The following is a 13,422-nucleotide window of genomic DNA, read 5'->3' on the forward strand; positions in this document are numbered from 1 at the left end:
AGAATGAAGTTTATGAAAAGAATGGTATGTGCGGCTTTGATTCTGGGGTTTATTGCAGGGCTTATGGTTTCCTGTGAAAAGAAGGAAACCGCCCAAGGCGGTCCGGCGGACAAGATCAGGAACGCCGGAGTTCTTCGGGTGGGGGTCAAATCGGATGTGCCGGGATTCGGGCTCCAGAACCCGGCCACCGGGCTCTATGAGGGTTTGGAGATTGAGCTTGCCAAGCGTATCGCCCAGGAGATCTTTGGTGATTCTTCCAAGGTAGCTTTTACCCCGGTAACAGCCAAGACCCGGGGCCCCCTGGTGGATAACGGGGACGTGGATCTGATCCTCGCTACCTTTACGGTTACTGAGGAACGGAAGCTGACCTACAACTTTTCTACCACTTACTACACCGATGCGGTGGGTATGCTGGTAAAGAAAGCTGCGGGTATCTCGGGCCTTAAAGACCTGGGGGGCAAGACTATCGGGGTTGCCCAGTCCGCTACCAGCCGGGTGGCGATTAAGGATGCGGGGGACAAGATCGGGGTAAGTTTCAGCTTTTCGGAATTTGCCACTTACCCGGAGATCAAGGCAGCCCTGGATTCCGGCCGGGTTGATGTGTTCTCGGTGGATAAGTCCATCCTGGCCGGTTACCTGGACAATGAAACGGTGATCCTGCCGGAAGCCTTTTCTCCCCAGGAGTACGGTATTGTCAGCAAAAAGTCCAATACCGAATTAGCCTCTTATATAGATGGCCTGATTAAAAAGTGGCTCAGTGACGGAACCATTGCCGGCCTGGTCAGCCAGTTTAATCTCTAGGAAACGTGAGCAGCGGACCGTTTGCCCTGTGGCGTTGGGGGCGTTTATTTAAGGATTTCCCGGGCTTTCTGGAGGGCTTTAGGATCACCCTGCTGGTGTCGATCCTGGCCCTGCTCTTAGCCTTGATCCTTGGAATCATTTTTGGCCTTTTTTCTACTTCCAACAAAAAAATACTACGGGCTATTGCCAGGGTGTATGTGGAATTTTTCCAGAATACGCCCCTGGTGGTCCAGGTGTTTTTTGTGTATAACGCCCTGCCCTATGTGGGGATCACCCTGGATGTGTTCTCCATAGGGATGCTCTGTGTGGGTATCTACCACGGGGCTTATGTGTCCGAGGTGGTCCGGGCGGGGATTAGCTCCATAGCGAGGGGGCAGATGGAGGCCGCTAAGTCCCAGGGCTTTTCCTATCTCCAGGCCATGCGCTGGATCATCCTCCCCCAGACCCTCACCATCGTGCTGCCCCCCCTGGCAAACCAGGCGGTAAACCTCATCAAGAACACTTCGGTGATGGCCCTTGTCGCCGGGGGGGACCTTATGTACCGAGCTGATTCCTGGGCGTCTAACGGTACCCTGAGTTACGGCCCGGCCTATATCATTACCGGGGTAATGTACTTCATCCTCTGCTTCCCCCTGGTAAGCTGGGCCCGCCGTCATGAGCTGCGAATCAAAAACCGGGACACCGGGACAGGACCTATCGGCCCTGCAGTTCCGGCTAAACCCGGAATTGCTGCAAGTACGGACTCTATGCACCAGGAGGCGGCGCTATGAACACCCAGGTTTTTGCGGATATTTTTACCCCTCCTAATGTCCGGTATATCCTGATCGGCCTGCGGACCACCTTGTTCATTTCCCTTGCCACCGTGGCGGCCAGCGTTGCCTTAGGCTCTGTGCTGGCCCTATGCAGAAACTACGGGCGCCGGTTTTTTGGCAGGATAGCTTCTATATATATAGAAGTGTTTCGCAGTACCCCTCTCTTATTGTGGATACTGATCTGCGTGTTTATGCTGCCTTTCGGCACCTACCTTATCCGGGGTGGTCTGGCCCTGACTCTCTACACTTCCTCGGTGATCGCAGAAATTGTGCGGGGCGGGCTTAATTCCATCGCCAAAGGGCAGTTCGAGGCTGCGCGGTCCCAGGGGTTCAGTTTTCTGCAGGCCCTCAGGTACATCGTGCTGCCCCAGTGCTTCATGCGCATAGTCCCCTCCCTGATGAGCCAGATCATCACCACCGTTAAGGATACTTCCTTTTTTGCCCAGTTCGCCATTGCGGAATTTTTCTTCAACAGCAAAAACCTCATGGGAGTGCTTTCCAAAAATACCGTGGTGAGCAGCGCCCATATTTTTGTGCTCTACTGCTTTATCGCCTTGGTTTACTTTGTCATCAACTTTTCCCTTTCCTGTATTGTGCGGAAGCTTGCTAGAAATGAACAAGGGCTGTCCCTGCACCCGGAACAGTAGGCTTTTCTCTGAGCGAAGAAAAGCATAGGGGAAATCAGTCATCATCTGTGTTGAAATCATCGAGGGGACAAGGTCAAGAAAAAGATAGGCGACTGGTTTGGATTCTTAGTCCTTCTCCTTGAGCAGCGCATCGTTGTTAAGCACCTTGAAGGACACCTGGTGCGGCGATTCTTTATGACGCACGACTATCCCCTCTTTGTCCAGGCCGCTGGGATATTTGCCACGCGCTTTTTCCAGGAGCGTTTCCAGGGTGTATGAGAAATGTTCCCCCTCTTCCTCAAGCGGCACGGTCGGAACACCAAGTGCGGCGCATGCTTCTACCATTTCTTTATAAGAGACATAAACGCCGCTGTCCCATTCTTTATAATCAAACACATACCATTCATATTGGGGCAGGCGTAGTTTGTTTTTTTGTATGCCCGGCCCGCAGAGCTCGCCGGTTAGCACTGCATTTTTGCCGAGGACTTTAAGCTTTTCTTTTAGTCCATAACGATACACCGGCGCCCAATACAGCGCGGTCTCTTCGTCCTTGATCTCATGATTTCTGCTGCAGCAGCCGATTTTTCCGTCAATATAATACACGATGCAGGAGGTACCGTCCATTTTTGTAGTAATGTAGTAGGGTTCTCCGCCGAGGCTTTCCAACAGCTCCGTTGCCGACTGAATGCGTATCTCGTCCGAAGCCGGTATGCCGTAAGGCCTGTCTCCGATCATCACGCCTGTAGCATTGGCGACCTCCGGAATATACCATTTTTTAACATTGAGGACCTCGGTGACATCAGCGCCCACAGAACAGCCCGCCAGTTCCGGAAAACCTCCGATCGGAAGGATCAGCCCCTGGGATAATTGACCGCGCAGTTTTATAGTTTTGATACGAAAACCCTGCCCGTTATCAACGTTATCCCGCCAGGATGTTTTGCGCAGAAATTCATAACGAGCGTCCTCGGGCAAAAAGCTGTCTACTTCAAAATACACAGCCAAATCGCCCGGTTTGAATTCGCCCTTCTTTACAACACACTGCCAGCCCATCACATGGGCAAGCTCCAGAAAATCCGAATCCGCAATGGGGGTAATGGTTCCAACTTTTTGAACACTGGCTAATGAACGCATAGATCACCATACCCTGAGCTTGGCTTCATCAGGGGCAAGAATATTAAGTGTATCGGCCGACTGCTCAATGACATAGAAGCCTTGTTTGAGAGCATAATCCCGGACATTATCGGGGATTATGGCCCCTGCAACAGCGCCGTAGAGCTGACGTTTATCATCATGCAGATCCGCCCATTGACGTAATTTTTCCATGCGTTCCACATGATCACGAATATCATTATTATTGGGCTGGGTTTTAATTTCCACCGCCATTGCACAGTCTCCGTTCTCAAGGAAAACATCAACTTCGGCATGAATTTGATGAACGCGATCCTGAATAAGCACATTCGCCGAAGATTTTCCAAAGGTGTAGCCGAATTGATGAAAATTTTTATGCAGATTGGGAATAAACATATGTTCAACAACACTGCCCAATTTTTGCCCCAGCTCGCTGAGAAATTTTCGGGTTTCCTTGATCTGCCGATCATTTTCTTCCCGCGATTTTTTCATATCTTCCTGAAATTTCCGGTCACTTTCTCTAAATTTTTGATCAGTTTCCTGAAACATGGCCCAAACCTTTTCAAAGTTTAAGTCTGAATTATGTTGAATCTGTGCTTCCATCACCTGCTCCTGATAAAACATACCATACAGATGTTAAGATGTCAATAAAAATATTAAAAAAAGTGTTTCCACAACTGTGATTATAGAAACACTTATACTGTTGCTCATGCCCATTCTATTTCCCCAGTATTGCGGGTTCCGATATATCGGAGTTTATCTTTTCCCGTACCAGTTCGCCAATAAGACGTGATACCGTTTTATGAGTGGATGCTGCCTTTGTAATAAGATAATTTGCGGCCACTTCGTCAAGAGAACGCAACAATTCCCGCTGACGAGTCAGAGGACCTCCAACACCTATCCGTATGGGAGGGATCTTTTTTGTATATAGCTCATCAAGGGCATTCGCTTCTTCTTCGGTCATTATAGCTGCCATAGTGTTCTCCTAAATATTTGCAGATATTTGTCCTCCTCACCTTCGATTGGCTCTTCAAGGACAAAGGTTTTAAAGGCCCATCGAATATCAGCTTCCGTAACTTCATGCTTAAAGGCTGATTCATGGAACGAAATATCTAATTCCATAGAATAAATTATACCCTTTTTACCGTTAAAGTAAAGACGGAAATTAGATGTCTGCACCGCTGTGTTGCCTCTGAACTAAGGTGCTTTTTCCTGTAATTTACCAAATAAAGGAAAAAACTTTAGCTTGGAACACAATAAATACGCCCTATAATCAGAGCATAATTTTTGGGTTTTAGCCTAGAATTTACAAGTTTTAGGGCAACTTGGGTATATTTTACCCTATTTTTGCGCTTCGATGATAACGGTATCAATTCCAGAGGCCACTTTTGCAAGAATATCCGACTTGATTGCCTCTAAATGCTCCATTTGGGAGGGTTTTATGTCCTTTGCCGTCGTCTCGTCGTAAAAAAGCTGATAGGCTTCGATGTCCAGAGCTTCGGCAAGTTTCACAATAAGGGCAAAAGAAGGCGTTCAGGGCGAAAAAAGGTACCTGTCACCATACGCGTTCACTTTAGAATAGATAGGCATAAAGGACCGATGAATTACGGCATTAAACATAAGTTAGAAGGGCTTAAAAATGCATACTTGCCAAAATTCTCATCCTAAGTAAACGCGTATGGTACCTATCACCCAAATACCGTCTGGTTATGTGCCGTAAAACTTGCAACAATAATTGCTAACAATTTCCCCTAAAATTGTTCTCTTGTCATTGTAATAATTTCAGCAGTTGTTATATCAAGAGCTTTTATTGTAAGTCTCTGTGCTGATCCACTACCTGTGATGCTACCAGTAATCACAATATTCGCGCCCAGCATTTTACCAATTGAAACGGCAGACTCATCACTTACTTCTCCTGACATCTGAAAATTTTGTTCCGAACGTATAATATCCAATGTTTGCCTGTCAACCATTCTAAATTTGTGTGATTCTACTAATTTATATTCAAGTTCACTAATTACATATTCAGAATTCGTTGTATCGTTTGAAGAAATATTCAATACCCCAACAATAGAATTACGGGGCAGTTCATTTAGTATTCTGATACTGGTTCTATTTATAGCACCCTCAATACCACGATTATTTGAATTTGCTGTTGGTAGAGCCCTTCTATATTCACCTCGAGCAACTATGTCGCCAGTTGCAGTAATTTTTTGAAAACTTCCACTTAAAAAAGAGCCAAGCACCAAACCGCTGGCCGCACCAATATACTGTCCAACGCTCATTGAGCCATTTGGTTCGGATTGGGGAATATTTCCACCAATAAGAAAACCAGTAAATGAACCAGCCGGTACTGTCAATAAATTCCATGCGGAAAATGATCCTTTGACATTAATATTATAAACATCCATTTCACCCTGATATTTTTTATTCGCCTCCGCCAATAATTTATTATATGCTTTTTCAAGAATACTTCTTTCCGATATGACAAAATGCAATGGGTGATAAACTGTGAATTGCACTGTGACTGTTTCAAGCATTTCAGTCCCACTTGAATCAGATGTATCAATTTGTTTACCCGAAAAAGAAACACAAGAAGCAAAAAAAATGATTAATCCCAAAAAAACAACCAGTTTAAATACCCGCTGATTTTTCATAACATCCTCCATTATTTTGTACCACCATGCATGACAAATTTTCTTACTTTATATCTTTTTTTTAATATTGTCAAGTAATCCTCAAATTTTATGGCGTATAACTTCTTTTATGCGTATTTTGTATAACATCCTCAGCCAATGATAATATGCGTGCAATAGCTATACTCTCCATGCGGAACAGGGGGAATCAGTCATCATCTAGGTCGAAATCGTCGAAGGGTCGGGTGTCAGTCACCCTTGGGGGCGTAACAAAGGTGACTCCTTCCGGCGGGGGCGTTGCGGGGGTGGAACCCCCGCTGAGGGGGGTGCCGGAAGCCCAGAGGGCTGGAGGCAGGGGGGAGACTTCCCCTCCTCCTCTGTTTTTACAAATTTTAAAGGGCTTGTACGTTCGTCATGAAATTCTTTATAGTAGACCATGGACTCAAATAACATCCAACGGCCCTTGGCGGAAACCCGCTTCAAGGAAGAACTGGAAGCTCTCAAGGCCAACGATTCCGGGGACAGGCCGGCCAACTGGGTACTCTCACCCCGTGCGGTGCGGGCCTTTATACTCGGCGCCGATAAGCCCCTCCCCCTGGGCGAAAAAAAGCTGACGGTCATCCAAAAATTCTATGGCGATGATGCTCTGGTGGAGCGGGCTATTGTGACCCTGGCGGGAAACCGGGGGCTCATGCTGGTGGGGGAACCGGGGACGGCCAAGTCCATGCTTTCAGAATTGCTCGCCGCGGGGATTTCCGGGAACAGCGCCAATACGATCCAGGGGACCGCAGGAACCAGCGAGGACAGCATCAAGTATTCCTGGAATTACGCCATGCTCCTTGCAAAAGGTCCCGTGCCGGAAGCACTGGTACCGGGGCCGGTGTATATAGGCATGGAAAAGGGGCTTATCACCCGCTTTGAGGAGATTACCCGCTGCCCCCTGGAGATACAGGATAGCCTTATCAGCATCATGAGCGACCGGGTGCTGCATATTCCCGAGTTCGGCGCAGAAGGGGTGCGCTTTGCCATGGGGGGGTTCAACATCATTGCTACCGCAAACACCCGGGACAAGGGGATCAATGAAATGTCCAGCGCCTTAAAGCGGCGTTTCAATTTTGAAACCGTGGAAGCGGTCAAGAGTGTTCAGCTTGAGGGGAGGATCATTTCCGAACAGTGTGCGGATCTCTTTGTTTCCTCGGGGGTGGAAATGCAGATTCAGGATGATGTGGTGGAGGTTCTTTCAACTACCTATAACGAATTGCGTTCCGGCGCTTCCTTTGAAAAGGCGAAGATACAGAAACTCGACGCGGTGATGAGTACCGCCGAAGCGGTCTCGGTTTACTTTCAGTCCGCCCTGGACGCCCACTACTACCGGGACGGCAAGATACGCATGTCGAATCTGACGGAAAATCTTTTGGGGGCGGTGATGAAGGAAAACCGGGATGATCTGCCCAAGCTGAAAGACTATTTTTCAGGCGCGGTTAAACTCAAGGCAGAACGGCTGGGAGGAATATGGCAGGAATACTACGAGAGCCGCAGAGTAATCAAATAGAGGACAATCTGGCCGCGCACGGTCATGTTGTCCCGGCTTTCAACGCCGCGGAGCTTGAGGAACGGTACCGCCGGGCCTTTGATTTTTCCGCACCTCTCCTCTATTTTCCGGTGCGCCACCACTCCCCTGCTTGCTCCGTGCATCTGCAAAAAACCATAAGTCGCTATAAACCGGACATTATCCTTATTGAAGGGCCTTCGGATGCGGACAGGCTCATTCCCCATATCGCTGATGCCGGATCGGCGCCGCCTTTCTGTATCTACTATAGTTACGACGATAAGGAAGAGCTAATCAGCGGCGAACAGGAAAAGTACCGGGCCTATTATCCTTTTCTCGAATATTCCCCGGAACACATCGCCATCAAAACTGCGGCGATCCTGGGGATTCCAGCCACTTTCATCGATCTGCCCTATGCGTCACTCCTGGTAAACCGAAAGGAAAAGACCGGCGTCCGCTATAGGTATAATGAAGATACCGAATACGAAGTTAATTCCTATTCCGCTATGGTTGCCCGAAAGGCGGGGTTCAGGACTTATGCGGAATTCTGGGAAGCGTGTTATGAGATCCCCGGCGCGGGTATGGAGACTGAGACTTTTGTGCGGGCTATGTTTTATATGGCGAGTTTTATGCGGATGGCTGAGGATGATGGGATTGAGGATGGAAGAGAAGATATAACCACGAAGGACACGGAGGAAGACACAGACAATATAGAAGACAGAAGAGAAACCACAGAGGACACGGAGGGAAGCACAGAGGTCACGGAGGAAGAAGGGAGGGAAGAGAAGAGGGAAAATCGCGAAGGCGAAGAGGAAAACGAAGATAATATAGAAGACAGAAGAGAAACCACAGAGGACACGGAGGGAAGCACGGAGGTCACGGAGGAAAACGAAGAGAATGCAGAGATCTCAGGGGACAGGCTGGAAACCCTGTTGCGGGAAACTTGTATGGCGGAGCATATCGCTGGGGCGATGAAAAAGTATGCCAAGGTTTTAGTGGTGTGCGGGGCTTTTCATGTGCCGGGGTTGATGGATATTCTGGGCGCGGACACCGGGGAAGGCAGCGCTGCCAGCAATGCTAATGGAGCTGCGGCTTCCGATCTGCGGAACTACGACAAAAACAACGCGGCGGTTTACCTCATGCCATATACTTTTGCCGAGATGGATGGCCGAAAGGGGTATGCTGCGGGGATGCCCTTTCCCGCTTACTATCAGGAGATATGGAAACAGTTCACCGCAGGGACGGGTGGCAGTGATACTGTTTTTGACAACACCGCTCTGGACTTCATCGTCAGGACTGCCCGCTTTTTACGGGGGAAAAATCCCGTGTCGATCCCCGACGAGGTGAACGCCCTTAGTATGGCAAAGTCACTTGCGAGCCTTCGGGGGAAAAAAGCGCCGGGGGTGTACGACCTTATCGACGGGGTGCAGAGCGCTTTTGTAAAAGGCGACATTAATCAGACTGTTACGACGGAACTTGATTACCTGCTGCGTATACTCTCCGGCCTGGGCGCGGGGAAGGTCGCTTCCGCAACCGTTGCCCTCGTTCCGCCATTGGTACAGAACTTCCGCGAGCTTTGCCGGGAGTTCAGGATCAGGACCGATACCATACTCCATCAGGAAGTTACCCTGGATATTCTGAAGAAGAGCGGCCATTACCGGAAGAGCCAGTTCTTCCATCAGATGAGTTTTCTCGAAACCGGGTTTTGCAAACGCAGTTCAGGGCCTGATTATGTTACCGGCGCTTCAAAAAATCTGGTCCGGGAGATCTGGACCTTCCGTTTCGGCCCCCAGGTGGAGACCGCCCTGATTGACCAAAGCGTATACGGCGCCACCATCGCCGAAGCCTGCGGGACAATAGCGGCCAGACAGTTCCGGGACAGTATGACCGCTGCGGAAGCAGGGAAGCTCCTCATCGCAGCGGAGGTGATGGGCCTCGACAGTTTTTATGATACCTGGCGGGACGAAATAGACGAGGTCCTTGACCGGGAGGGGAATTTTATCAGCGCCGTTTCCTGTCTGGGGAGTCTCCGCTACCTCAAGAATCTGGAAATAATGCTCCGGTCCGAAGCGGACGCCTTTCTCCTCCCCCTCATTGCCCGCTGTTACCGCCGAGGGGTGGAGCTTATGGAAGCGGGCCGTAACTCAGGCGGCGATGAAGAACAGAAAACCTGCGAAAGTCTCCGCTCCCTTTACGCCCTCACGGTTGAGGAACCCGCTCTCTGCAACCCCCGGCTTTTAGCAGATCAGGTGGAGGCGATTCTGAACGAGGGCTTCTGCAACAGCCGTTTCTACGGCGCCCTTTTGGCTATCCTCGAAAAGCAGGGGCGCATCGACATGGCGGAATTCGCCCGGCGTATCAACGCCCGGCTTGTCTCATCCGCAGACAGCCCGGATGAGGCGGCCTCCTTCATAGGCGGTGTTTTCCTTCTGGGACGGGACGCTCTTTTTGCGGGCCAAGCTATTCTGGAAGAAATCGACCGGGTGATAGCCCGCATGGATGACGATGAATTCCTCGCCCTGCTCCCCAATTTCCGCCAGGCCTTCACCTCATTCCTCCCCACGGAAACCGACCGGCTGGGCCGCATGGTCGCCAAACTCTACGGCGCTTCCGCCAACGATGTTATCCGCGCAGAAATTGTCAGCCGGGAAGAACTGAGCCTGGGCATGCAGTTGGACAAGCTGGCAGCGGCGGCCATGGACAAGTGGGGTATGTTGACATAATACAGATAACAACATTCATTCTTGCTCTATACATGGGTAACCTAACTTCCATTACGGATCAACCTTTTTACCTATTCTCGCCATATTCATCATCAGTTTAACCTGTGCCTCCCAAATGGTGGACATACTGGTTGCATATTCCTTTGCCAGGAACGCAGTGCTTGGGTATTTCCCAGAGGCAATCTCCCTATCGATAAAGTAAATCCGCGGTAAAGCAACCTTTTGAAGGCTCTTTTTGTCTTTTATGGCCCTACTATAATATGATTGGTCTGTCATATAAAGACAGATCAGATTGAAATTTCCGCAAAACTTACTTCTCAGAACATACTTAAATTGTCATTTTTGATTCATATTTTTTTTAATTCTGTTTCAATATAATTATGCATATCTGTAATGATTGTCTTTATTACTTCTATGCTTTCATTACAATCATCCAATAAAAATAATAATGTCTGACCAAAATTTCCTTCAGGATATTCCCAATGGGAACCAACTTTAAAATACTGCAATTTTGACGCCCTAATCAAAATATCATAAATTTCACCTGTATATTTATCTTTATCTTGATTTTTACAAGAGACACAAAAAAATAAACCATTTGATTCAAAGACGATTGATATATTATTAGTCAAAATCTTCAAATAATGAGAATTATCTACCTTTTCATACGATAAAATAGAACAAATATCTTCAGTGATAATTTCACCGATTAGCAGCTTCCTGCGTCCATAAATATCAGAAATATTTTTTGCCGCCGTCAAATTTTCTCTATTAGAAAATATGCCTTTCAATACTTCCTTGTCAATTTCATTTGTCATACTATTGCCTCCTAATTGTTTTAACAGGTTAGAATAATGATTAATATAAACTTTTGCCGTCTCATTATTTGCTGTTTTTGAAACAGTGTCTAAAATATTTTCTGAGAATTCTTTTGCCGGTAAAATAACCAATTTTTGTTTAATTTCATTAGTATATATTTCATATTTTTTTGAGTAATTGAATGGCGGGGTCTTATAATATAGTGGTAAATATACAATGGCAACTGTATTATAGTTTTTTTGCTTTGCATATTCGATATACCTTGCAAGTTGATTCGGCATATTTGGTGCGTTATTAAGTTTATTTTCTATAATTATACAGTTTAAACCAATCTTTATAAAAATATCTATCCTGCCATTTTCGGTTGGTTCTTCAGAGGTTAATTTAATGCTTTCAATCTCATCTAAATTTAAAATAGATATATCAATTTTATTATTTATTACGCAAAGATAAGTAACAAATCGTTTTAGTATATCAATGTTTCCGATAGTATTCGTATGTGGATCTAGTATCTTTGTTAATATTTCACTATGAAAATTTTCTTTACGGTATAAATCAGAAAATGATGTAAAGATATTAAAATCTTCATTTATTGATAAATCTATTTCTGTTTTTATTTCAGCTTGAGGCGAAATATTATTCACCAATTTGAATATTTGTTGTATCTGCTTTGTGCATAAAGAATTGTATAATATAAATAAGTTTTTATAAGGACTTTCCATGTTTTATTTCCTGATTACTCTTTTTTTACTGACAATAAATTACTTAAATAATTCCGCATATTGTTCAATCCTTCTGGAAAAATCCTTGCCTTTTTTCATATTACTAAATATGATATTTTCCTTTATCCCTATATCAGAACTATATTCCAATTCATAATAATGAACCATTGATTGTTTTGGATTATTACCAAATCGTCTATCAGGAGAGTGAGGGTCATCTCTATTTACATGCGTATAAGTATAATCATAGATATTTTCTTTTGCATCTGATGGAACCTTATCATAATCAGCTATAAAATTATAAACATCATGTTCGATTTTGAGATCCTTATAGTCAATAATATGATATTCATCTTTATTTTTTATATATAGGAATATAAAGGCAGGATAAAATAAATAATACCAATCTGATAAAGCAAGGAAACCTATCCCAATCATGCCTTTTTGGAAAAGCCATATATTACCAACTATTGATTCTATTTCTCGATTATCTGAATTCTGTTTTGCATATGACTTCTCTTGCCAATCCACATCAGTTGTTTTAGCAGTAGACCAAATAGTATCACATTTAACAACTTCCGCAAAGGCCTGAATTACCTGGGCATACTTCTGTTCTACAATATTACTTACTTTAAATGTTATATTAAAACTACAATATTCATTTTTCTCATTAATTAATTTGTAATATTTTCTACACTGTTCTATGCGATTTTTAAAAAAATCTATAAATATGCCTAATATAAAAACTTTTGATAGCGTTCTTAGATTCTTAATTTTCATATATTCTTTTATCAATAAATACTTATTAAAAATCAATTGCTTTTTAAATATTTTTATATATACAATTGCATCTTTCAATGTATAAGAGCCTTCTTCTCCATTTATATCCTTTTTATTAAAAATTAATAATTTAGATAATCCACCAGATATATTGGCTTTTCCATTAATTGAACCTGATTCTATTAAAAATTCGTTTTCACTTACTGTAATAGAAAGATCGGGAAATTGTTTTTTCATGTATTTATCAATTTCCTGCATAGATAAAGAATCTCCGTTTATCATTATATTATTTTTAGGATCATCTTTATTTTCCAATATAGATTTACATTGATTTTTTTTGTTTACTTTAAATATTTTTTCATTGTCAATAAATACCATTGATTTAATATTGCTAACGGGTACGAATATAATATTCGAATCAACATTTTTATTTAATACTAAATGGTTTTTTTCAGTGAGTTCATATAATTTTGCAATCATCCCAAATTTTGTTTTTTCAATATCGATAGATTTTGCCAGTACTGTAATATCATGCTTTTCCCCAAATATGTCCTTATATATTATTTTAAATTTACTATTTTTAGACATCTGGTAAATATTGATTTTTGTTTTTCGTATGTGATTTTTATGTACTTTAATACATATTGGCACCAATATTATTCCAATTATGATCACTAAATACCTTGGTGAAGTTGTGAAAAAATCAACCATGAAGGCAACGCCTATAATAGCAACAGCTGCTAGAAATCCAAAAGGGCTTACTCTACTTTTACTCAAAAATTTTCCTCCATAATTCCCTTCATTCAAGGCCCTTTGTTAAGGTCAT

14 protein-coding genes are annotated in these 13,422 nt (G+C 44.5%); 5 read left to right on the forward strand and 9 right to left on the reverse strand.

The window, feature by feature from the left end:
- Positions 1 to 12: 12 nt before the first annotated feature.
- Genes LQZ19_RS05020 through LQZ19_RS05030 form a run of 3 tightly spaced genes read left to right on the forward strand, consistent with a single transcriptional unit; the run spans position 13 to position 2,260 of the window.
- The gene (locus LQZ19_RS05020) at positions 13 to 801 is read left to right on the forward strand and encodes a transporter substrate-binding domain-containing protein (RefSeq protein WP_411046563.1); all 789 of its coding nucleotides are present in this window, start codon (positions 13 to 15) and stop codon (positions 799 to 801) included.
- A 5-nt stretch (positions 802 to 806) separates the two neighbouring features.
- Positions 807 to 1,571 (forward strand): amino acid ABC transporter permease, encoded by a 765-nt coding sequence (locus tag LQZ19_RS05025; protein WP_411046564.1) that lies wholly within the window; start codon positions 807 to 809, stop codon positions 1,569 to 1,571.
- Entirely contained in the window at positions 1,568 to 2,260 is a 693-nt protein-coding gene (locus LQZ19_RS05030; RefSeq protein ID WP_411046565.1) for an amino acid ABC transporter permease, read from the forward strand. The genes LQZ19_RS05025 and LQZ19_RS05030 overlap by 4 nt, the downstream gene beginning before the upstream one ends.
- Before the next feature lie 105 nt (positions 2,261 to 2,365).
- Here LQZ19_RS05030 and LQZ19_RS05035 read toward each other — a convergent pair whose 3' ends face one another.
- The 6 genes from LQZ19_RS05035 to LQZ19_RS05060 all read right to left on the reverse strand — a co-directional run bounded on the left by LQZ19_RS05035 (position 2,366) and on the right by LQZ19_RS05060 (position 6,024).
- Positions 2,366 to 3,370 (reverse strand): RNA ligase (ATP), encoded by a 1,005-nt coding sequence (locus LQZ19_RS05035; protein WP_411046566.1) that lies wholly within the window; start codon positions 3,368 to 3,370, stop codon positions 2,366 to 2,368.
- A 3-nt stretch (positions 3,371 to 3,373) separates the two neighbouring features.
- Positions 3,374 to 3,970: a hypothetical protein gene (locus LQZ19_RS05040; protein ID WP_411046567.1), complete on the reverse strand. Its 597-nt coding sequence runs from the start codon at positions 3,968 to 3,970 to the stop codon at positions 3,374 to 3,376.
- A 115-nt stretch (positions 3,971 to 4,085) separates the two neighbouring features.
- A complete protein-coding gene (locus tag LQZ19_RS05045; RefSeq protein ID WP_411046568.1) occupies positions 4,086 to 4,343 on the reverse strand; it encodes a hypothetical protein in 258 nt (85 codons plus the stop codon).
- A complete protein-coding gene (locus tag LQZ19_RS05050; RefSeq protein WP_411046569.1) occupies positions 4,331 to 4,489 on the reverse strand; it encodes a hypothetical protein in 159 nt (52 codons plus the stop codon). Before LQZ19_RS05050 ends, LQZ19_RS05045 begins: the two co-directional genes overlap by 13 nt.
- 219 nt (positions 4,490 to 4,708) lie before the next feature.
- Entirely contained in the window at positions 4,709 to 4,879 is a 171-nt protein-coding gene (locus LQZ19_RS05055) for a hypothetical protein (protein ID WP_411046570.1), read from the reverse strand.
- A gap of 239 nt (positions 4,880 to 5,118) precedes the next feature.
- Positions 5,119 to 6,024, reverse strand: coding sequence for a CsgG/HfaB family protein (locus LQZ19_RS05060; RefSeq protein ID WP_411046571.1), 906 nt, complete (start codon positions 6,022 to 6,024; stop codon positions 5,119 to 5,121).
- A 415-nt stretch (positions 6,025 to 6,439) separates the two neighbouring features.
- Between LQZ19_RS05060 and LQZ19_RS05065 the strand changes: the two genes are divergently transcribed.
- On the forward strand, positions 6,440 to 7,555 hold the full coding sequence (locus LQZ19_RS05065) for an ATP-binding protein (RefSeq protein WP_411046572.1): 1,116 nt from the start codon (positions 6,440 to 6,442) through the stop codon (positions 7,553 to 7,555).
- The gene (locus LQZ19_RS05070) at positions 7,516 to 10,275 is read left to right on the forward strand and encodes a DUF5682 family protein (RefSeq protein ID WP_411046573.1); all 2,760 of its coding nucleotides are present in this window, start codon (positions 7,516 to 7,518) and stop codon (positions 10,273 to 10,275) included. Before LQZ19_RS05065 ends, LQZ19_RS05070 begins: the two co-directional genes overlap by 40 nt.
- Positions 10,276 to 10,326: 51 nt before the next feature.
- On the opposite strand, the gene LQZ19_RS05075 is transcribed toward LQZ19_RS05070, so the two are convergent.
- From LQZ19_RS05075 to LQZ19_RS05085, 3 genes are all read right to left on the reverse strand, one after another.
- Entirely contained in the window at positions 10,327 to 10,551 is a 225-nt protein-coding gene (locus tag LQZ19_RS05075) for a hypothetical protein (protein ID WP_411046574.1), read from the reverse strand.
- Positions 10,552 to 10,622: 71 nt separating this feature from the next.
- Complete coding sequence (locus tag LQZ19_RS05080) at positions 10,623 to 11,816, reverse strand: PD-(D/E)XK nuclease family protein (protein ID WP_411046575.1); 1,194 nt, start codon at positions 11,814 to 11,816, stop codon at positions 10,623 to 10,625.
- Between the two features lie 39 nt (positions 11,817 to 11,855).
- Positions 11,856 to 13,373: a hypothetical protein gene (locus LQZ19_RS05085; RefSeq protein ID WP_411046576.1), complete on the reverse strand. Its 1,518-nt coding sequence runs from the start codon at positions 13,371 to 13,373 to the stop codon at positions 11,856 to 11,858.
- Positions 13,374 to 13,422 lie beyond the last annotated feature (49 nt).

It is taken from the genome of Treponema primitia, from assembly GCF_046533075.1.
In the GTDB taxonomy this organism is placed as follows: Bacteria; Spirochaetota; Spirochaetia; order Treponematales; family Breznakiellaceae; genus Termitinema; species Termitinema primitia_B.